This is a genomic window from Streptomyces aureoversilis, assembly GCF_042657885.1.
GTDB lineage: Bacteria > Actinomycetota > Actinomycetes > Streptomycetales > Streptomycetaceae > Streptomyces > Streptomyces aureoversilis.
Window position 1 is genome coordinate 155,697 of sequence record NZ_JBHSKJ010000013.1, and the last position, 20,192, is coordinate 175,888.

Consider the following 20,192-nt stretch of genomic DNA (forward strand, 5'->3'; position numbering starts at 1 on the left):
GCTCATGGGCATGAGCACGCGTGACGCCCTGCTGCAGCAGATCAAGGACAAGGCCGTGGTCCACGGCAAGGTGACCCTCTCCTCCGGCAAGGAGGCCGACTACTACATCGACCTGCGCCGGATCACCCTGGACGCCGAGGCCGCGCCGCTGGTCGGCCAGGTCATGCTGGACGCCACGGCCGACCTGGACTTCGACGCCGTGGGCGGGCTCACCCTGGGCGCCGACCCGGTGGCCACGTCGATGCTGCACGCCGCCGCCGCGCGCGGCCGCAAGCTGGACGCCTTCGTCGTCCGCAAGGCGCAGAAGGCCCACGGCATGCAGCGCCGCATCGAGGGCCCGGACGTCAAGGGCCGCCGCGTCCTGGTGGTCGAGGACACCTCGACCACCGGCGGCTCCCCGCTGACCGCCGTCGAGGCGGCGCGCGAGGCGGGCGCGGAGGTCGTCGCGGTCGCGACGATCGTCGACCGCGGGGCCGCTTCCGCGATCGAGGGCGCCGGCCTGCGCTATGTGACGGGCTATGCGCTGGAGGACCTGGGTCTGTCCTGACCTGCTGTTTTCTTACGGCGTTCAGGTCCGGGGGTGTGGTTTCACGTGAAACCGCACCCCCTGCGCATGCCCAAGCTCATATGAGCGTGGTGAGCCTCATGTGGAGTAATCCGGGGAGTCTGGGAGTATGGGGGCGACGATGACCGTCGCCCCCTAGGTCAGGGCCCCGAATCACGCCCGTACCCGCACATCACAAGGAGCGGACAGATGCCCATCGCAACCCCCGAGGTCTACAACGAGATGCTCGACCGGGCGAAGGCAGGCAAGTTCGCCTACCCGGCCATCAACGTCACCTCGACGCAGACCCTCCACGCCGCGCTGCGCGGTTTCGCCGAGGCGGAGAGCGACGGCATCATCCAGATCTCCACCGGTGGTGCGGAGTTCCTGGGCGGTCAGTACAGCAAGGACATGGTCTCGGGCGCCGTCGCGCTCGCCGAGTTCGCGCACGTCGTCGCCAAGAAGTACCCGGTGAACATCGCGCTGCACACCGACCACTGCCCGAAGGACAAGCTGGACGGCTACGTCCGCCCGCTGCTCGCGATCTCCCAGGAGCGCGTCGCCGCCGGTCAGAACCCGCTCTTCCAGTCCCACATGTGGGACGGCTCCGCCGAGAAGCTCGACGAGAACCTCGCCATCGCGAAGGAGCTCCTCGCCGAGGCCGTGAAGGCGAAGATCATCCTCGAGGTCGAGATCACCCCGACCGGCGGCGAGGAGGACGGCGTCTCCCACGAGATCAACGACGACCTCTACACCACCGTCGCGGACGTGGAGCGCACCGCCGAGGCGCTCGGCCTGGGCGAGAAGGGCCGCTACCTGCTGGCCGCCTCCTTCGGCAACGTGCACGGCGTCTACAAGCCGGGCAACGTCGTGCTCCGCCCCGAGCTGCTCCGCGACCTGCAGGACGGCATCGCCGCCAAGCACGGCAAGGCCGACCCGTTCGACTTCGTCTTCCACGGCGGCTCCGGCTCCACGGAGGAGGAGATCCGCACCGCGCTGGAGAACGGCGTCGTGAAGATGAACCTCGACACCGACACCCAGTACGCCTTCACCCGTCCGGTGGCGGCCCACATGTTCAAGAACTACGACGGCGTCCTGAAGGTCGACGGCGAGGTCGGCGACAAGAAGACCTACGACCCGCGCACCTGGGGCAAGCTGGCCGAGGCGAGCATGGCCGAGCGCGTCACCAAGGCGTGCGCGGACCTGCGTGCCACGGGCACCAAGCTGAAGTAACGGCAGTATCGGCAGCAACGGCTGCCCGTACGGCTTCCAGGGGCCCGGTCCCGCTCACCGAGCGGGGCCGGGCCCTTCGCGTGGATGCGCGAGCCTGCGCGGGGCTGCACGGGCCTTCGCGTGGCCGCGCGCGTCCGGCCGGGGGATGATCGCGCCATGAGCGACTCCGCACCGGAACCCGGGCGCGGGCCCGGCCCCGGCCCCGAGCCGCCCCCGCCCCCGGCGCAGGCCGCCGCGGCAGGCCGGGATCCCGCGGCGGACGACGGGCCCGCGGTGCGCCTGGGCACCGCCACGGGGCGCGCGGTACTGCTGACGGCCGTCCTCGGCTCGGGCATGGCCATGCTCGACAGCACCGTCGTCAACGTCGCCCTGCCCCACATCGGCCGGGACCTCGACGCGGACCTGGGCGCCCTGCAGTGGACCGTCAACGCCTACATGCTCACCCTGGCCGGCCTGATCCTGCTGGGCGGCGCGCTGGGGGACCGCTTCGGCCGACGCCGGATCTTCGTCGTCGGCGTGGTGTGGTTCGCGCTGGCCTCGCTCCTGTGCGGGATCGCCCCGACCGCCGGGGTGCTGATCGGCGCGCGCGCCCTGCAGGGCATCGGCGGCGCGCTGCTCACCCCGGGCTCGCTCGCCCTCATCCAGGCCGTCTTCCGCCCCGAGGACCGAGCCGCGGCCGTCGGCGCGTGGTCGGGGCTCGGTGGCGTGGCCTCCGCGATCGGCCCGTTCGTCGGCGGCTGGCTGGTGGACGGCCCGGGCTGGCGCTGGGTGTTCCTGATCAACCTGCCGCTGGCGGCGGTGTGCGTACCCGTGGCCGTGAAGTACGTGCCGGAGACGCGCGACCCGAACGCGGGCGGGCGCTTCGACGTCCTCGGCGCGGCGCTGGGCGCACTCTCCCTCGGCGCGGTGACGTACGCGCTCATCGCCGCCCCCGACAAGGGCGCCTCGCCCTGGGTGATCGGCCCCGCGGTCGCGGGCGTCCTGCTGGGCGCCGCCTTCTGCTGGGTGGAGGCCCGCAGGCGCGACCCCATGCTGCCGCTGGAGATCTTCTCCGTCCGCCTGTTCTCGTCGATCAACGCGGTGACGGTGTTCGTGTACGCGGCCTTCAGCGGCTTCTTCTTCCTCTCCGTGCTGCAGTTGCAGGTCGTGCTGGGCTGGTCGGCGCTCGAAGCGGGCACGGCCCTGCTGCCCACGACGGTGCTGATGCTGCTGCTGTCGGCCCGCTCCGGGGAGATCGCCCAGCGCATCGGCCCGCGCCTGCCCCTCACGGCCGGGTCCCTGCTGTGCGCCGTCGGCATGGTCCTCATGGTCCGCGTCGACCGCGGCGCCTCCTACTGGGCCGACGTCCTGCCCCCGCTCGTGGTCCTCGGCCTGGGCATGACCGCGCTCGTCGCCCCGCTCACGGCGACGGTCCTGGCCTCCGTGGACGTCGCCCGCGCCGGGCTGGCCAGCGGCATCAACAATGCGGCCGCCCGCGCGGCGGGCCTGGTCGCCGTGGCGGCGCTGCCCCTGCTGGTGGGCATGGGCCCGGACGCCTACCGCGACCCCGAGGCGTTCGGCGACACCTTCCGCAAGGCGATGTACTGGTGCGCGGGCTCCCTGGTGCTGGGCGCGCTCCTGGCCTGGTTCACGATCCGCTCCACGTGCCTGCGCGCCCCCAAGCCCACCGGCGAACCGCCCTGCCACCCGGAGGCCACCTATCACTGCGGCACGGCCTCGCCGCCCCTGGACCCGGGGGACGCGTGAGCGGGCGGGCCGCAACGCGAAAAGCCCCCGGTGCCCGGTAACGCAAAGCGCAGTGGAAGGGCAGACTGGAGCCCATGTCCATTCACGAGAACCTGCTCGGGGGACCGCCCCCGACCCACCTGCCCGACGACCCGGAGCCGCGCGAGCTGCTGGCCTCCGGGGCGGCTCCCGCCGAGGTCGCCGCGAAGTACCCGGCGTCCTCGCTCGCGTGGGCGCAGCTCGCCGACGAGGCGTTCGAGGCCGGCCGGGTCGTCGAGTCCTACGCCTACGCCCGCACCGGCTACCACCGCGGCCTCGACGCGCTGCGCCGCAGCGGCTGGAAGGGCCACGGCCCGGTCCCCTTCGAGCACGAGCCGAACCGCGGCTTCCTGCGCGCGCTGCACGCCCTCGCGCGCGCCGCGCAGGCGATCGGCGAGCAGGAGGAGTACGAGCGCTGCTCCACCTTCCTCCGCGACAGCTCGCCCACGGCCGCCAACACCCTGGGCTGACCGACGCGCCGGCACTGACACGGGTACCGGCGCCGCACCGCCACGGCGCTGTACCGCCACAGCCGGAACGCCCCGCACCGCGCGGGGCGTTCCGGCTGTCCACAGCTTGTGCCCGGGGGTCCACGAGAGTTATCCACAGCCCTTGCCGTGACCGCTTCCCTGACCGCATGATCGCCGCAGTGGCCCGGCGAACCCGGGAGCGACGGCAGGGGAGACGAGATGACTTCCGACCCACAGGACACCGCACCCAACCTGCACTTCACCGGCACCACCCCGTACGAGGACTACGTGCGGGCCTCGGTGCTCAGCAATCTTCAGGAGCCCCTCTCCGAGGACCCCGGGGAGATGGCCTTCCTCGTCACCACCCAGGTGATGGAGCTCTGGTTCACGGTCATCGTGCACGAGTGGGAGACCGCCGCGCGGGCCCTGCGCGATGACGACCTGCCGGTGGCGATGGCCGCCCTCAAGCGGTCCACGTACGAGCTGATGTCGCTCAACGCCTCCTGGGAGCCGCTGGCCCACCTCACCCCGGCCCAGTTCAACGCCTTCCGCTCGGCCCTGGGCGACGCCTCCGGCTTCCAGTCGGCCATGCACCGGCGGCTGGAGTTCCTCCTCGGAGACAAGTCCGCCGCCATGCTCGTGCCGCACCAGGGCGCGCCGCAGATCCACGCCGAGCTGGAGAAGGCGCTCTACGCACCGAGCCTGTACGACGAGGTGCTGCGCCATCTCGCGCGCCGCGGCCACGAGATACCCGAGGCCGTCCTCGGCCGCGACGTCTCCGAGCGGTACGCCGCCGACCCGGCGGTCGAGGTGGTCTGGGAGCGCATATACGCCGGGGACCAGAGCAGCCCGGAGTGCCGGCTGGGGGAGGCGCTGACGGAAGTCGCGGAGCTCGTCTGGCGCTGGCGCAACGACCACTTGGTGGCCACGCGCAGAGCCATGGGCGCGAAGGTGGGCACCGGCGGCTCGCCGGGCGTCGCCTGGCTGGAGAAGCGGGCCACGAAGAACGTGTTCCCCGAGCTGTGGACGGCGCGCAGCCGTGTCTGAGGCGGTCCCGGCGAAGGAGGCCGCGGCGCTCGACGCCGCCGACGGACTGGCCGCCAAGCGCGCCGGGTTCGACCTGGACGACGGCGTCGTCTACCTCGACGGGAACTCGCTCGGCGCGCTGCCGCGCGGCGTCGCCGGGCGGCTCTCCGACGTCGTCGGGCGCGAGTGGGGGCGGCTGCGCATCCGCTCCTGGGAGGAGTCCGGCTGGTGGACGGCCCCGGAGCGCGTCGGTGACCGCATCGGCGGCCTGATCGGGGCCGCCCCGGGCCAGGTCGTCGCCGGTGACTCCACGAGCGTCAACGTCTTCAAGGCCGTGGTGGCGGCGATCCGCCTGACGGACACCGGGGTGCGGGACGAAGTGCTCGTCGACGCCGCCACCTTCCCCACCGACGGCTACATCGCCCGCTCCGCCGCCCGTATGACCGGCTGCCGGATCCGTGCCGTCGACGCCGCGGACATGGCCCGCGAGGCCGGCCCCCGCACCGCGGTCGCCCTCGTCAACCACGTCGACTACCGCACCGGCCGCCTCCACGACCTCCCCGCCGTCACCGCGGCGGTCCGCGCGGCCGGCGCCCGCACCGTGTGGGACCTGTGCCACAGCGCGGGCGCGCTCCCCGTCCACCTCGACGCCGCCGGGGCGGACTTCGCGGTCGGCTGCACGTACAAGTACCTGAACGGCGGCCCCGGCGCGCCCGCCTTCCTCTACGTGCGCCGCGCCCTGCAGGACCGTTTCGACTCCCCGCTCCCCGGCTGGAACTCCCACGCCGACCCCTTCGCCATGGACCCCGCCTACGCGCCCGCCGACGGCGCCGCCCGCGGCCGCGTCGGCACGCCGGAGATCCTCTCCCTCCTCGCCCTCGACGCCGCCCTCGACGTCTGGGACGGCGTGGATCTCGCGGCCGTCCGCGCGAAGAGCCTCGCCCTCACGGACTTCTTCCTGCGCTGCGTCGAGGCGTACGTGCCGCGGGGCCGCGTCGAGTCCGTGACGCCGGAGGCGCACGGGGAGCGGGGCAGCCAGGTGTCGCTGCGCTGCGCCGCGGGCCCCGCAGGGGGCGCCGGTGACGTCATGGCGGAGCTGATCCGCCGCGGTGTCGTCGGCGACTTCCGCCGCCCGGACGTCCTCCGGTTCGGCTTCACGCCCCTGTACACGCGCTTCGCGGACGCCGAGCGGGCTGCGCGGGTGCTGGGGGAGGTCCTGGAAGGGATGCAGGGGCGGTGACGGCCGAAGAGGACGCCCTGTTCGGCCTGGCGTACGTCCCGCCCGACGAGACCGTCTCCTACGGCCCCCACCCCAGCCAGGTGGTCGACTTCCACCTGCCGGCCGCGCCCACCGGCGTACGGGTCACCCTGCTGCACGGCGGGTTCTGGCGCGAGGCGTACGACCGCCGTCACCTCGCGCCCCTCGCGGCGGAGCTGGCCGCGCGGGGCGTGGAGGTCGCCCTGGCCGAGTACCGCCGCGTCGGCACGGGCGGGGGCGGCGGCTGGCCGCAGACCCTGGACGACGTCATCCGCGCCGTGGGCGTCCGCCTGCGCCCCGGCCGGCGCTCCCGGCACGTGCTCGCCGGCCACTCGGCGGGCGGGCACCTCGCGCTGTGCGCGGCCAGCGGGCACGTCCCGCCGCCCGGCGTGGACGCCGTCGTCGCCGTGGCACCGGTCGCCGACCTCGCCCGCGCGCGGGAGCTGCGGCTGAGCGGGGGCGCGGTGGACGACTTCCTGGGCGGCGGGCACCACCCGGAGGCGGATCCGGTCCTCCGGGGCCCTGCCCGCGTCCCGGTCACGGTCCTCCACGGCACCGCCGACGCGGACGTCCCGGTCGCCCTGTCCCGGTCCTACGCCGCGGCGGCGATGCGGCACCCCGGGGCGGACGTCACCCTGCGGATCCTCCCGGGCGTGGGCCACTACGGCGCCGTGACACCGGGCACACCGGCCTGCGGCGCGCTGCTGGCGGCGCTGGGGGCGGGGGATCCGAAGTCCGGTCCGTAGTCCCCCTCCAGGACGGCGTCCGTCTTAAGGAGGACCCCGAGAGATCCCCATTCATGGGGACGTCCTACGAATCGCCGTTGCCTACGGTTGATGGTGTGACCGACACCTATGAGCCCCGCCTGCGCAGTGAGATGCGCATAGTGAGGGGCGCCCTCGACCGGTTCCGCGAGGACCTCTTCCACGACGCCTTCGCCTTCCGGCCGCTGCCGCCGCTCGCCGCGGACCACCGGCTGGTCCGGCTGCTGCCCCGCCGGGCGGCCCGGTACACCCGGTGGCTTCCGCACGCCGCTCTCGCGGCCTTCACCGGCCTGGTCATGCTCGCCACGTTCGCCCGCGAGAGCGGCCTGTTCGGGATGGTCGAGGCGGTGCTCGTCGGCGTGCCGATGCTGATGACGCTCTTCCGGCCGGTCGGTGCCTGGTGGCTGTCCGCCGGGGCCCTCCTCTTCGCCGGCACGCTGGGCGGCGCGTTCGACCGGAGCCCGGCGACGCTCTTCTGCCACCTCTTCGTGATGATGGTCGTCACGCTGCGGACCCGCCCCCGCGTGGCGGCCGAGATGTGGCTGCTGACCGGGGCGGCGGGGGTGTTCATCGGGGTCTTCCTGCAGGCCTTCCGCCCGTACTACTACTCCTTCAGCAGCGAAATGTTCCAGATGATGCTGCTCTCCGGGGTGCTGCTCTTCGCCGCCGCCGCGGTCCGCGGCCTGCGCGAGACCAAGCAGCAGGTCGCCGTCCAGGTGGCCGTCACCGAGGTCGAGCGCTCGCGCCGCACCGTGCTGGAGGAGCGCACGACCATCGCCCGGGAGCTGCACGACGTCGTGGCGCACCACATGTCGGTCGTCGCCATCCAGGCCGAGGCCGCCCCGTACCGGGTCCAGGACACCCCGCCCGAGCTCGCGGCCGCGTTCCAGACGATCCGGGAGAACGCCGTGGCGGCGCTGACCGAGCTGCGCCGGGTCCTCGGCGTCGTGCGCTCGGAGAACCCCGACGCGTTCGCCGACCCGGAGGCACCGCAGCCCACGCTCGAAGCGCTCCCGGGCCTGATCGAGAACGTCCGCTCCGCGGGCCTGTCCGTCGAGCACGTGACGACGGGCGCCGTGCGGCCGCTGCCGCAGGGCGTGGAGCTGTCGGCGTACCGGATCGTCCAGGAGGCGCTCAGCAACGTCCTGCGCCACGCGCCGGGCGCCGAGGCGCGGGTCGAGGTCAGCTACGTCCTCGGCGGGCTGGGCCTGCGCGTGGTCAACGGCGCGCCGAACCGGCTGGCCAAGCCGTCGCCCGGCGCCGGCCACGGCGTCCTCGGGATGCGCGAGCGCGTCGCGATGCTCAGCGGCGGGATGACCGCGGAGGCGACGGCCGAGGGCGGCTACGAGGTCGCGGTCTTCCTTCCGGTCGCTCCGGGCGAGCAGACCGCTGCGGGCGAGGCCGCCGCATGACCATCCGCGTGATGATCGTGGACGATCAGATGATGGTCCGCGAGGGCTTCTCCGTCCTGCTGAACGCCATGCCGGACATCGAGGTCGTCGGCGAGGCCGTCGACGGCAGGCAGGCTGTGGAAAAGGTCGCCACTCTGCGCCCCGACGTCGTCCTGATGGACATCCGGATGCCGGTCCTCAACGGACTGGAGGCCACCCGGGAGATCATCGCCGCCGACGCGGACGCGAAGGTGCTGGTCCTGACCACCTTCGACCTGGACGAGTACGTCTACCAGGCGCTGCGGGCCGGGGCGAGCGGCTTCCTGCTCAAGGACGCCTCGGCGCGGCAGCTCGCGGACGGCGTGCGGGTGGTGGCCGCGGGGGAGGCGCTGCTGGCGCCGACGGTCACCAAGCGCCTCATCCAGGAGTTCTCCCGGCTGGGCGCGCCCAAGCCGCCCACGCAGGAGCGGGTCGGGGAGCTGACCGAGCGGGAGACGGAGGTGCTCGTGCTGGTCGCGCAGGGGCGCTCCAACTCGGAGATCGCCGAGCACCTCGTCGTCGCCGAGTCGACGGTCAAGACGCACGTCAGCCGCATCCTGGTGAAGCTCGGCCTGCGCGACCGCACGCAGGCGGCGGTCTTCGCCTACGAGGCGGGCCTGGTCACGCCGGGTGGCTGACCGCCGCCCGGCCCGCCCGGCCCGCCCTGCCGGTCCCGCCCTTCCGGGGCGGCGCCGGCCCTATCCCCGGGGCAGCACCAGCCGCCACCCCTCCGCGTTCACCGTCCACGTCCGCCTGCGGACCGGGCCCGTGAGGGCGTTGTCCGCCCGGTAGCGGAAGGCCGGGCCGGAGATCGTGACACGGCGCGCGCGCTGACGCCGGGGGCGGTCGGCGTCATGGGTGTGGACGGTGAGTTCCGCCAGGCCGCCGTCCGCGGCCTCCAGGCAGACGCGGGTGACCGGCTGGTCGAGGTCGGTGACGAGCACCCCGTCGGCCTCGATCCGCAGCCGGGTGCAGCCGGGCAGCGGGACGCGGCCGGCGGCCGCCGGACCGGTCAGCAGGGTGAGCGCGGAGCGGGCCGTGCGCGCGGCGGGGGACCACCACGGCTGGTGACCTTCGCCACCTCCGCCGACCACGCTTTCCGCGGTGGCGCAACCCGGACCGGGGGTGGCGTCCACGGGCTCCACGGCCGTCGCGCCGCCCTCGCCCGCCTCCGCGGACCCGTTCGGCCCAGTCGCCCCCGCCGGCCCGGCCGGCGCGTCCGTCCCGCCGCCGGGTCCGTAGCCGCCCGGGATCCACAGCCCGCCGAGGACCACGCCCCCGCTCTCGTCCACCAGCACGTCCAGAAGCCGCTCAGTGCCGTCCAGGACGGCCCGGGCGGCGGCGACGGGCCCCAGGGGCACCCCGAGCGTCCTGGCCAGGGAGACGGCCGGCAGGGGCCCCACAGGGACGACGGACACCGGTATGCCGGCCAGCTCGCGGCGGCGCTGCAGGACGTTCACCACGTGCAGCAGGGCGCTGTCGTCGCCGATGACGACCGGCCGCCGCCTGCCGCGCCGGGCCAGGGCGCGCTCGACCTCCTCGGGCCCGTCCGGCAGACAGATTTTGGTCGCTGCGCCGCCGCGGAGCACGTCCCTCGCGATCCGTACGGACTCGCCGTCCACGCGGCGTGCGACCGGGTCGATGACCACGAGCAGAGCCTGCTCGCTGGGGTCTGGAGCCGACACCTCGGTCCTTCCTCAGGTGCTGTTTTTCCCGGGGCACGACCCCAGGGCCCCCGGTCGCGACCCGGGGCCCTGGGTCTTTCTGTTCGTCCCCCGAGCGAAATATTCGGTAATCTCTCGGTGCAAGAGCCCCTGTCGCTGTTGCGCCAGGGGCTTCGTCTATCCGGGGCACCGGTTCGACGGCTCTAGCGGTGGTGTACGCCCTGAGCAAGCGGGGTGACACCACCACGCACGTTGGACATGCCCCGCCCGGAAGGGGTGTACGCCTGTGCCCGCACTTGTGCTGCTCGGTGCTCAGTGGGGTGACGAGGGCAAGGGAAAGGCCACCGACCTCCTCGGTGGATCCGTGGACTATGTGGTGCGCTACCAAGGTGGCAACAACGCCGGCCACACGGTGGTCGTCGGCGACCAGAAATACGCACTGCACCTCCTCCCTTCCGGGATCCTCTCGCCGGGGTGTACCCCGGTCATCGGCAACGGTGTGGTCGTCGACCCGGCGGTCCTGCTCTCCGAGCTGAGCGGGCTGAACGAGCGCGGCGTCGACACGTCCAAGCTGCTGCTCAGCGGTAACGCTCACCTGATCACGCCGTACCACACGACGGTCGACAAGGTGACGGAACGCTTCCTCGGCAAGCGGAAGATCGGCACCACCGGCCGCGGCATCGGCCCGACCTACGCGGACAAGATCAACCGCGTGGGCATCCGCGTCCAGGACCTCTACGACGAGTCGATCCTGGAGCAGAAGGTCGAGGCTGCCCTCGACTTCAAGAACCAGATCCTGGCGAAGCTCTACAACCGCCGCGCGATCGACGCCGCCAAGATCGTCGACGAGCTGCTGGCCTACGCCGAGCAGATCAAGCCGTACGTGGCCGACACGACGCTGATCCTGAACAACGCCATCGACGAGGGCAAGGTCGTCCTCTTCGAGGGCGGCCAGGGCACGCTGCTCGACGTCGACCACGGCACGTACCCCTTCGTCACCTCCTCCAACCCGACCGCGGGCGGCGCCTGCACGGGTGCGGGCGTGGGCCCGACGAAGATCAACCGCGTGATCGGCATCCTGAAGGCCTACACCACGCGCGTCGGCGCCGGTCCGTTCCCGACCGAGCTGTTCGACAAGGACGGCGAGGCGCTGCGCACCATCGGCGGCGAGCGCGGTGTGACCACCGGCCGTGACCGCCGCTGCGGCTGGTTCGACGCGGTCATCGCCCGCTACGCCACCCGTGTCAACGGCCTGACGGACTTCTTCCTCACCAAGCTCGACGTGCTCACCGGCTGGGAGCAGATCCCGGTCTGCGTCGCCTACGAGATCGACGGCAAGCGCGTCGAGGAGCTGCCCTACAGCCAGAGCGACTTCCACCACGCGAAGCCGATCTACGAGATGCTGCCGGGCTGGACCGAGGACATCTCCAAGGCCAAGACCTTCTCGGAGCTGCCGAAGAACGCCCAGGCGTACGTGAAGGCGCTCGAGGAGATGTCGGGCGCGCCGATCTCCGCGATCGGTGTCGGCCCGGGCCGCGACGAGACGATCGAGATCAACTCGTTCCTTTCGTAGACCGTCCGCTTCCCGAAGGAAGCAGCACGCGCGCGTGCACGGCGCCCCGGTGGCTCACGGCCACCGGGGCGCCGGCCTTTCAGGGGCCTGCCGCCGCGTTCAGGCGATCTTCGGGTATCAGCCGGTCTTCCGGTAGACCAGTGACGCATCTTTCGTGCCCGAGTCGACGAAGTCGCGCCGCATCCTGCCGTCCGGGAGCAGCACCAGGTCCGAGGCGGAGCCGGGCTGGCAGGCGGAGGCGGGGTTGGCCCGGGCGACGCTGGACGGGCCGAGGTGCAGGGGGTCCCCGCCGGTGCCGCCGCCGGTCGCGGTCGTGCGCCACTGGCAGGAGTAGGAGGTGCCGTCGTCGAGGACGCCGCTGCCGTGGATGGTGACGGTGACGATGGCGCCCCGCGCGATGGTGATGGTCCGGCTGTTGGTGCGCGCACCGCTGCCGAAGCCGGACTGCCAGGTGCCCAGGAACGCCTGGGGGCCGGTTGCCGCGCCGGTGCTGTCGTCGCCCGGGGCCGGGCTGGTGGCGGGCGCGGGGGTGGAGCCGCCCGTGGCGGGGGCGGACGGTGCGCTCGTGCCCGGGGCGGCGGAGTGCGCGGGGCTGCTGCCGCCGGCGCTGTCCTTGGCGGAGTCCTGCTGCTTGAGGAGGAAGACCACGCCCCCTCCGGCGATCAGGCCGGCGGCCACCACGGCGGCGAGGATGACGGGTGTGCGCGAGCGGTGCGGCGCGGGTGGTCCGTAGTAGGGGACGGGCCCGGTGACATAGGTGCCCGAGTCGTAGGGGCCCGGGGCGTGCCCGGGGGCGTGGCCGTGGCCGTACGGGTGCGCCTGCGGATAGCCGTAGGGCGCGGGCGCCGGCAGGGGCTGCGCGGGCTGCGAAGGCGGGGGCGGCGGGCTGCCCGCCGTGATCGTCGGCGGGTCCTGCCGCACGGGCGGCAGGGCGGCCGGTGCCCCCGCCGGGGATATCGCCGTGGGCGCGTGGCCGGACTCCTCGCGCTCCGGGGCCCGTACGGGCTCCTCCACGTCCAGCAACTGGACGGCGTGCCGCCCGAGCTGGGCGACGAGCCCGCCCGGCAGCCAGGGTTCGGCAGAGCGCAGGTCGCCGAGCAGCTCCTCGGCGCCGGTGACCTCCAGGACCTGCGCGGGCGTCGGCCGCTCCTGCGGGTCCTTCGCGAGGAACGACGTGATCAGCGGGCGCAGCGCGGCCGGCACCCCGGTCAGGTCCGGCTCCTCCTCCGCGATCCGGAACATGAGGGCGTGGACGCCGCTGTCCGCCGTACCGAAGGGCATCCGGCCGGCGGCCGCGTAGGCCAGCACGGAGCCGAGGCAGAAGACGTCGCTGGCGGGCGTGATCCGGCCGCCGCGCACCTGCTCGGGCGACATGAAGCCGGGGGAGCCGACGGTCGCGCCGGTGCGGGTGAGGCCGCCGCCTTCGGCGACGGTCTCCAGGGCGCGGGCGATGCCGAAGTCGATGACGCGGGGCCCGTCGAGGGTGATCAGCACGTTGGACGGCTTGAGGTCGCGGTGGACGATGCCGGCGGCGTGGACGGCCTGCAGGGCGCGCGCGAGGCCCGCGCCGAGGATGCGCACGGAGCGCTCGGGCAGCGGCCCGAAGTCCCGGTCGACGACCTGGCGCAGGGAGGGCCCGGCGATGTAGGCGGTGGCGACCCAGGGGGTCTGCGCCTCGGTGTCCGCGTCGAGGACGGAGGCGGTCCACTCGCCGCCGACCTGGCGGGCGCTGTCCACCTCCTGGCGGAAGCGCCGCCGGAACTCCTCCTGGCCGGCGAGCTCGGGGTGGACGAGCTTGACCGCGACCGTGCGGCCCCGGTCGGAGCGGGCCAGGTAGACCCGGCCCATGCCGCCCGCGCCGAGCCGCCCGAGCAGCCGGTACGCGCCGAGTGTGCGTGGATCCTCTGGCCTCAGGCTGTCCATGCGCAGGTCCTCCGTGTCCCCCGTGTTTCCTTGCGGAGAATAGCGGGAGCACAAAGAACCGGGACCCCGCACTCGGAAAGTACGTGGCCCCGGTCCGCACCGCCCGGCGCCCGGGCGGTGACTGGGCGTGCGTCAGGCCGGAATGATGTTCTCCGCCTGGGGGCCCTTCTGGCCCTGGGTGACGTCGAAGGTGACCTTCTGGCCCTCCTGCAGTTCCCGGAAGCCCTGAGTTGCGATGTTCGAGTAGTGGGCGAAGACGTCGGCGCCGCCCCCGTCCTGGGCGATGAACCCGAATCCCTTCTCCGAGTTGAACCACTTCACGATGCCGGTAGCCAAGATGATCTCCTCGATGGCGGCGGTGCCGGAATTCCCGGGCACCGCGGAATTACGCGTCGCGGTAAGGCCCTTCGGACCGAAGGCCCGTAAAACACAGCGGCGCCTGAAGGTCGCAGACCTTCAGGCGCGCATATGACTGGGTCCATAACTGCAACGGAAAGTGACCGTAGCATGCGGCTCGTACCATTCGCGGAATTTGCGCATTTCCCTGGTCGTTGCGGCGTGGCGGACCCGCCGGTGCGCCGCCGGTGCACCGCCGTCGCGGAGCGGCGGGCCGCCCGGCAGTGTGTCGCCGGGCGTGGCAAGAGCCATACACAGTGCCGGTGTCGGGCCGGTCCGGCCCTGCCTACGCTGGCCGTTGTCCACCGCAGGGGCACCTCCCGGACCGATCCGAGGTAACGACCGTGAGCACGCAGCATCCCACCGCCGACCCCGCAGCCGGCGCCGCAGTCAAGGCCGCCGACCGCGCGCACGTCTTCCACTCCTGGTCCGCGCAGGGCCTCATCGACCCGCTGGCCGTGGCGGGCGCCGAAGGCTCCTACTTCTGGGACTACGACGGCAACCGCTACCTGGACTTCTCCTGCCAGCTGGTCAACACCAACATCGGCCACCAGCACCCCAAGGTCGTCGCCGCGATCCAGGAGCAGGCGGCGCGGATGTGCACGATCGCCCCGGGCTTCGCGGTGGACGTGCGCTCCGAGGCCGCCCGCCTCGTCGCCGAGCGCACCCCCGGCGACCTCGACAAGATCTTCTTCACCAACGGCGGTGCCGAGGCCGTCGAGAACGCCGTCCGCATGGCCCGCCTGCACACCGGCCGGCCCAAGGTGCTCAGCGCCTACCGCTCGTACCACGGGGCGACCGCCGCCGCGATCAACCTCACCGGCGACCCGCGCCGCTGGCCCTCCGACACCGCCTCGGCCGGTGTGGTGCACTTCTGGGCGCCGTTCCTCTACCGCTCGCCGTTCCACTCCGGCAGCGAGCAGCAGGAGTGCGAGCGCGCCCTGGCCCACCTGGAGAACACGATCGTCTTCGAGGGCCCGGCCACCGTCGCCGCGATCGTCCTGGAGACCGTGCCCGGCACGGCCGGGATCATGGTCCCGCCGCCCGGCTACCTCGCGGGCGTCCGCGAGATCTGCGACCGTTACGGGATCGTGTTCGTCCTCGACGAGGTCATGGCGGGCTTCGGGCGCACGGGCCGCTGGTTCGCCGCCGATCACTTCGGCGTCACCCCCGACCTGCTGACCTTCGCCAAGGGCGTCAACTCCGGCTACGTGCCCCTGGGCGGCGTCGCGATCTCCGCGGAGATCGCCGCGACCTTCGACGAGCGGCCCTACCCCGGCGGGCTCACCTACTCCGGGCACCCGCTCGCCTGCGCCTCCGCAGTGGCGACGATCAACGCGATGGCCGAGGAGGGCATCGTGGAGAACGCCGCTCGCATCGGCGAGCAGGTCCTCGGCCCCGGCCTGCGGGAGCTCGCCGAGCGCCACCCGAGCGTCGGCGAGGTGCGCGGCATGGGCGTCTTCTGGGCCGTGGAGCTGGTCAAGGACCGGGCCACGCGCGAGCCGCTGGTGCCGTACAACGCGGCCGGCGAGGCCAACGCCCCCATGGGGGCCTTCGCCGCGGCCTGCAAGAAGTCGGGCCTGTGGCCGTTCGTGAACATGAACCGCACCCACGTCGTGCCGCCGTGCACCGTCACCGAGGAGGAGGCCAAGGAGGGGCTCGCGATCCTGGACGAGGCGCTGACGGTCGCCGACGGCTTCACGGTCTGAGGCGGCCGGAAAGCCACGGAATCCGCTCCGGAATCCCTTCCGGAGCCCCTTCCGGGATCCCTCCTGGATGCCTCTGGGATCCCTCCGGAACTCCCTCGGGGTCCCCTCCGGGATTTCTCCGTCCGCCCGGCCCACTCGTGACGGTACGAACCCCATGGGGTACCGTGCCCCGTTCCTGTGCGCACGGCCATATTGCCCGGGACGGCCCTCGCATATCCTCTGCGGGGCCGTCTGCACATGGCGCGCGGCCAGGGAAGGGGAGACGGAGAACGATGCCGGGCAGCGAGGCTGTCAGACGCACGACGCTGCGCGAGCAGATCGCCGATGCCTTGCGCGACGAGGTCATAGCGGGGCGGCTTCCAGCCGGTCGTCAGTTCACGGTCAAGGAGATCGCCGAGCAGTACGGCGTCTCGGCCACCCCCGTGCGCGAGGCGCTGCTCGACCTGTGCGCGCAGGGCCTGCTCGGCGTGGAGATGCACAAGGGCTACCGCGTGCGCGAATTCACCTACGCCGACTTCCGGGACATGGTCGAGGCCCGCTCCCTGATCGTCGAGGGCATCTTCCGCCGCTCGCCCGACCGCGCGCTGCGCAGCGTCACCCCCGCCGCGCTGGCCTCCGTGCGGCGCCGGGCCGAGGAGGCTTCACGGGCCGCCGCCGCGGGCGATCTGGACATCCTCATCGGCTACGACCTCCGGTTCTGGCGCGAACTCTCCGCAATGGTGGGGAACCCGTACATATCCGACTTCCTCAATACGGTCCGGGTGCAGGGCTGGGTCTTCACCGTCCCGCTGCTGCGCCGGATGCCCTCGCTCCGCGGGCGCCTGTGGCACGGCCACGGCGAACTGGTCGAGGCCGTGGCCCAGCAGAACGCCGCCGAGGCCGAGCGCATCATCACCGCGTACAACCAGCACTCCCTGGCGCTGATCGAGGCCTCCCGCCCGGTATGACAACCGGCTCGGCGGCACTACGCTGGCTCGACCATCGCATCGACGGCGGGTGTGCGTGAGCGGGCAGGTCCCGGACGGCCAGAGCGCCCGTGCGCACGGAAGCCGTTGCATCGTCGCGAACGAGAGTGAGTTCACGTGGCCTGTGACCTCTGGCTGGTCCCCCTCGTCGACGTGCTGTGCCACAGCCCCGACAACCCCTTCGCCGAGGAGATCGCCGCGTACGACAAGGCGCTCGGCGAGGCCGGACTGCCGCCCGTCCCCGTCTTCGGCTACATGCCGGGGCTCTCGGGGGACGTCGCGCCCGTAGCGGGCTTCGACTACGACGCGCTGCACTTCCTGCGCCGCGCCCACCTGCTGAACCTGTGCGGCCTCGCCGTCACTCCCGTGGACGAACTGGGCGGGGACTACGAGCAGTTGCTGGAGATGTTCGAGACGACGGCGCAGCAGTCCCACCTGGTGTGGCACTACGACCACGCCGGCGCGTACGTCCCGGTGGACTTCGCGCACCCGCTGAGCAACGACGAACTGCTGGAGGGCGGCGGCCCCTTGGGCTCCAGCCAGGGTCTGCTGCGCGAACTGCACGCCGTGGCGCCGGCGCTGGGCATCGACCCCGCCAACCCGCCCGCCCCACCGGCCGCGCCGGAACGGCCCACGGGCCTGGAGGAGCGGGCTGCGCCCGGGCCGCAGGACGACAGCCCCTTCGCCCGGGAGCGGCACGTCTGGCTGGGGCTGCATGCCGCGGCGACGCGCAGCCTGGGCCAGGGATCGATGATCGTCTTCAGCTGAGACGGACCCGGCTCCGCGTCGTGCGGGACGCCTCCACGGGACAAAGCGCGGCGTGGAGCCGGGTACGGCGCGGGGCCGGGCGCCGCGCGGATCGGAGTACGGCGTGGATCCGGGTACAGCGTGGATCCGGGGGTACGGCGCGGGGCCGGACTTCAGCGCGGGGACTCCGGGGGCCGCTGCCGCGGCATGTTCGGCCGGGTCCCCGGTGGCAGCGGGAAGCGCGGCAACGGCCCGCCGCCCTCGCCCCGCGGGCCCCACGACACCAGCGACTGCGTGAGCAGCGGCGTCGGCCCCGCCCGGAACTCCACCATCCAGTCGGCCGTCTCCGCCCGTACGAGCTCGGACACGTCCTCGGAGAAGCGTCGCAGCACGCTCAGACAGCGCTCGGCCGCCTCGCTGGCCGTGCCCTCGGTCGGGCCGAGCACCTCGCGGACGCACTCCGACGCCCAGTCGAACTGCAGCGCCTCCAGCCGCCGCTGCACGGCCTGCGCCGTGGCCACGGCCCGCATCCAGCCCGACGTCAGGCCGAAGTAGCGGTCACAGGCCACGCAGGCCACCGAACCGAGCAGCACCAGGAAGCCCCAGGCGCAGCCGGTGCGGACGACGTTCGTCAGCTGGAGCAGCGGCAGAGCCGAGCCCACCACCGCGCAGGCCGCGGCGCCGATGCGCAGCGCCCGCGCCCACCGGCGTTTCCACGCCCGGTCCGCCAGATACCAGTCGACCAGGTACAGGGCACCGTTCTCCACCCAGCGGTACAGCTCATCGAGACGCTCCGCCGGTTCCCCCCAGTCGCCGAGCGGGAAGGTGCGGCCGCGCAGGTCGCCGCGGTGCCTCCCACTCTGCTCGCGGGGGAGCCCTTCGGGCTGCATCTCCGGCTGGCTCACCCGTGCACTCCCTCTGCCGCATGCGGATCGCGAGCCCCCTTCCTACCGCCGAACGGTCGGTCTTGGAGACAAGATCGCTGCTTTTCCGCCCGTAAGCGCAGACGAATCCGGTATAAGCCGCGGTTCGGCATCACCCGAAAGAGTGGGTGGCCGGGGTGGGCCCGCTGTCCGCCGCCCGTCCCGCGGCCGTACGGGGCCGCTGCAGTGACGTTTCCGCGAGTCGTCATACCGACCCTGGAAAGCGATCAGTCGACGAGGCAATAGGGTGACCGGTGTGAAGGTCCTCGTCATCGGCGGCGGCGCCCGCGAACACGCCCTGTGCCGCTCACTCTCCCTCGATCCCGACGTCACCGCGCTGCACTGCGCCCCCGGCAATGCCGGGATCGCCGAGGTCGCCGAGGTGCACCAGGTGGACGCCCTCGACGGCACGGCCGTCGCCGGCCTCGCCGCGTCCCTGGGCGCGGACCTGGTGGTCGTCGGCCCCGAAGCCCCGCTGGTCGCGGGCGTCGCGGACGCCCTGCGCGAGCGGGGCTTTCCTGTTTTCGGGCCCTCGGCGCAGGCCGCGGAGCTGGAGGGCTCCAAGGCGTTCGCCAAGGACGTCATGGCCGCGGCCGGCGTCCCCACGGCCCGCGCCTACGTCTGCACCACGCCCGCGGAGATCGACGCCGCGCTCGACGCCTTCGGCGCGCCGTACGTCGTCAAGGACGACGGCCTGGCCGCCGGCAAGGGCGTCGTCGTCACCGGCGACCTGGCCACCGCCCGCGAACACGCGCTGGCCTGCGGCCGCGTCGTGATCGAGGAGTTCCTGGACGGCCCCGAGGTCTCCCTCTTCGCCGTCACCGACGGCGAGACGGTCGTCCCCCTCCAGCCCGCCCAGGACTTCAAGCGCGCCCTCGACGGCGACGAGGGGCCGAACACGGGCGGCATGGGCGCGTACTCGCCGCTGCCCTGGGCCGACCCCAAGCTGGTGGACGAGGTCCTGCAGACGGTCCTGCAGCCCACCGTCGACGAGCTGCGCCGCCGCGGCACGCCCTTCTCCGGCCTGCTCTACGCCGGTCTCGCGATCACCTCGCGCGGCGTCCGCGTGATCGAGTTCAACGCCCGCTTCGGCGACCCCGAGACGCAGGTCGTCCTCGCCCGCCTGAAGACGCCCCTGGCGGGGCTGCTGCACGCCGCCGCCACGGGCACGCTGGCGTCGCTGCCCCCGCTGCGCTGGAGCGACGGCGCGGCCGTCACGGTCGTCGTCGCCTCGCACAACTACCCGGGCACCCCGCGCACGGGTGACGTCATCGAGGGCCTGGCGGAGGCCGCGGAGCTCGAGGACGCCTACGTCCTGCACGCGGGCACGGCCCACGACGCGGAGGGCCGCGTGGTCAGCGCGGGCGGCCGCGTCCTGTCGGTGACGGCCACGGGCCCGGACCTGGGAACGGCCCGCACGCGCGCGTACGAGGCGGTCTCCCGCATCGACCTCCCGGGCTCCCACCACCGCACGGACATCGCTGCGCGGGCGGCGGAGGGTTCGTAGGTGTTCCTCGCGCCGGTGCGGGGTACTACCCCGTACCGGCTGGTAGGCCACCCCTATACGTCGAGCCCGCCCGGCAAGGTCCCCGGCTTTGACCAAAGCCATTCCATCGGGTGACCGGTTGGCCAACTAGCTGACGCGCGCCCCACCCCCAACTAGGGTGCGGCGCAAGCGAAGTGCCGGGCGGAGGTGCCGGGCATCAGGCGAGCATCAGGCGACTGGCCCACCGGCATTGCGATGTCAGAGGCCGGTGCCACAGTGGGGGGAGAGCAACGCCCCCCGGCGTTGCGTCCGCTGTC

At 73.1% G+C, this 20,192-nt stretch carries 18 protein-coding genes; 14 read left to right on the forward strand and 4 right to left on the reverse strand.

Going from position 1 to position 20,192, the window contains the following annotated elements; genetic code table 11:
- Positions 1-4: 4 nt before the first annotated feature.
- The 9 genes from pyrE to ACFPP6_RS23130 all read left to right on the forward strand — a co-directional run bounded on the left by pyrE (position 5) and on the right by ACFPP6_RS23130 (position 9,127).
- Complete coding sequence (gene pyrE / locus ACFPP6_RS23090; RefSeq protein WP_382045510.1) at positions 5-547, forward strand: orotate phosphoribosyltransferase; 543 nt, start codon at positions 5-7, stop codon at positions 545-547.
- A 207-nt stretch (positions 548-754) separates the two neighbouring features.
- On the forward strand, positions 755-1,777 hold the full coding sequence (fbaA, locus tag ACFPP6_RS23095; RefSeq protein ID WP_382045513.1) for a class II fructose-bisphosphate aldolase: 1,023 nt from the start codon (positions 755-757) through the stop codon (positions 1,775-1,777).
- 156 nt (positions 1,778-1,933) lie between these two features.
- Positions 1,934-3,523, forward strand: coding sequence for an MFS transporter (locus tag ACFPP6_RS23100; protein ID WP_382045516.1), 1,590 nt, complete (start codon positions 1,934-1,936; stop codon positions 3,521-3,523).
- Between the two features lie 74 nt (positions 3,524-3,597).
- Entirely contained in the window at positions 3,598-4,011 is a 414-nt protein-coding gene (locus ACFPP6_RS23105; RefSeq protein ID WP_058047513.1) for a DUF3151 domain-containing protein, read from the forward strand.
- Positions 4,012-4,230: 219 nt separating this feature from the next.
- Positions 4,231-5,058, forward strand: coding sequence for a tryptophan 2,3-dioxygenase family protein (locus ACFPP6_RS23110; RefSeq protein WP_382045519.1), 828 nt, complete (start codon positions 4,231-4,233; stop codon positions 5,056-5,058).
- On the forward strand, positions 5,051-6,277 hold the full coding sequence (gene kynU, locus ACFPP6_RS23115; RefSeq protein ID WP_382045522.1) for a kynureninase: 1,227 nt from the start codon (positions 5,051-5,053) through the stop codon (positions 6,275-6,277). Before ACFPP6_RS23110 ends, kynU begins: the two co-directional genes overlap by 8 nt.
- Positions 6,274-7,041 (forward strand): alpha/beta hydrolase, encoded by a 768-nt coding sequence (locus ACFPP6_RS23120; protein ID WP_382045525.1) that lies wholly within the window; start codon positions 6,274-6,276, stop codon positions 7,039-7,041. Before kynU ends, ACFPP6_RS23120 begins: the two co-directional genes overlap by 4 nt.
- Before the next feature lie 95 nt (positions 7,042-7,136).
- Complete coding sequence (locus ACFPP6_RS23125; protein WP_382045527.1) at positions 7,137-8,471, forward strand: sensor histidine kinase; 1,335 nt, start codon at positions 7,137-7,139, stop codon at positions 8,469-8,471.
- Positions 8,468-9,127, forward strand: a complete 660-nt coding sequence (locus ACFPP6_RS23130; RefSeq protein WP_058047518.1) for a response regulator — start codon at positions 8,468-8,470, stop codon at positions 9,125-9,127. Before ACFPP6_RS23125 ends, ACFPP6_RS23130 begins: the two co-directional genes overlap by 4 nt.
- A 60-nt stretch (positions 9,128-9,187) precedes the next feature.
- Here the strand turns inward: ACFPP6_RS23130 and ACFPP6_RS23135 are convergent, their stop codons facing one another.
- Positions 9,188-10,174, reverse strand: coding sequence for a diacylglycerol kinase family protein (locus ACFPP6_RS23135; protein WP_382045530.1), 987 nt, complete (start codon positions 10,172-10,174; stop codon positions 9,188-9,190).
- 265 nt (positions 10,175-10,439) lie between these two features.
- On the opposite strand from ACFPP6_RS23135, the gene ACFPP6_RS23140 reads away from it, so the two are divergent.
- Positions 10,440-11,726 (forward strand): adenylosuccinate synthase, encoded by a 1,287-nt coding sequence (locus ACFPP6_RS23140; RefSeq protein WP_336008934.1) that lies wholly within the window; start codon positions 10,440-10,442, stop codon positions 11,724-11,726.
- A 117-nt stretch (positions 11,727-11,843) separates the two neighbouring features.
- Here the strand turns inward: ACFPP6_RS23140 and ACFPP6_RS23145 are convergent, their stop codons facing one another.
- Together ACFPP6_RS23145 and ACFPP6_RS23150 are read right to left on the reverse strand one after the other, a co-directional pair.
- Positions 11,844-13,649, reverse strand: a complete 1,806-nt coding sequence (locus tag ACFPP6_RS23145) for a protein kinase domain-containing protein (RefSeq protein WP_382045533.1) — start codon at positions 13,647-13,649, stop codon at positions 11,844-11,846.
- A 132-nt stretch (positions 13,650-13,781) separates the two neighbouring features.
- Positions 13,782-13,985, reverse strand: coding sequence for a cold-shock protein (locus ACFPP6_RS23150; RefSeq protein WP_030367030.1), 204 nt, complete (start codon positions 13,983-13,985; stop codon positions 13,782-13,784).
- Positions 13,986-14,389: 404 nt separating this feature from the next.
- On the opposite strand from ACFPP6_RS23150, the gene ACFPP6_RS23155 reads away from it, so the two are divergent.
- The 3 genes from ACFPP6_RS23155 (at position 14,390) to ACFPP6_RS23165 (ending at position 17,487) form a co-directional block, all read left to right on the forward strand.
- Positions 14,390-15,754, forward strand: a complete 1,365-nt coding sequence (locus ACFPP6_RS23155; protein WP_382045535.1) for an aspartate aminotransferase family protein — start codon at positions 14,390-14,392, stop codon at positions 15,752-15,754.
- 272 nt (positions 15,755-16,026) lie between these two features.
- Positions 16,027-16,701 (forward strand): GntR family transcriptional regulator, encoded by a 675-nt coding sequence (locus ACFPP6_RS23160; RefSeq protein ID WP_382045537.1) that lies wholly within the window; start codon positions 16,027-16,029, stop codon positions 16,699-16,701.
- A 135-nt stretch (positions 16,702-16,836) separates the two neighbouring features.
- The gene (locus tag ACFPP6_RS23165; protein WP_382045540.1) at positions 16,837-17,487 is read left to right on the forward strand and encodes a hypothetical protein; all 651 of its coding nucleotides are present in this window, start codon (positions 16,837-16,839) and stop codon (positions 17,485-17,487) included.
- 152 nt (positions 17,488-17,639) lie between these two features.
- Here ACFPP6_RS23165 and ACFPP6_RS23170 read toward each other — a convergent pair whose 3' ends face one another.
- Positions 17,640-18,371, reverse strand: coding sequence for an SLATT domain-containing protein (locus ACFPP6_RS23170; RefSeq protein ID WP_030367034.1), 732 nt, complete (start codon positions 18,369-18,371; stop codon positions 17,640-17,642).
- A gap of 274 nt (positions 18,372-18,645) precedes the next feature.
- On the opposite strand from ACFPP6_RS23170, the gene purD reads away from it, so the two are divergent.
- The gene (purD, locus tag ACFPP6_RS23175) at positions 18,646-19,896 is read left to right on the forward strand and encodes a phosphoribosylamine--glycine ligase (protein ID WP_382045673.1); all 1,251 of its coding nucleotides are present in this window, start codon (positions 18,646-18,648) and stop codon (positions 19,894-19,896) included.
- Positions 19,897-20,192 lie beyond the last annotated feature (296 nt).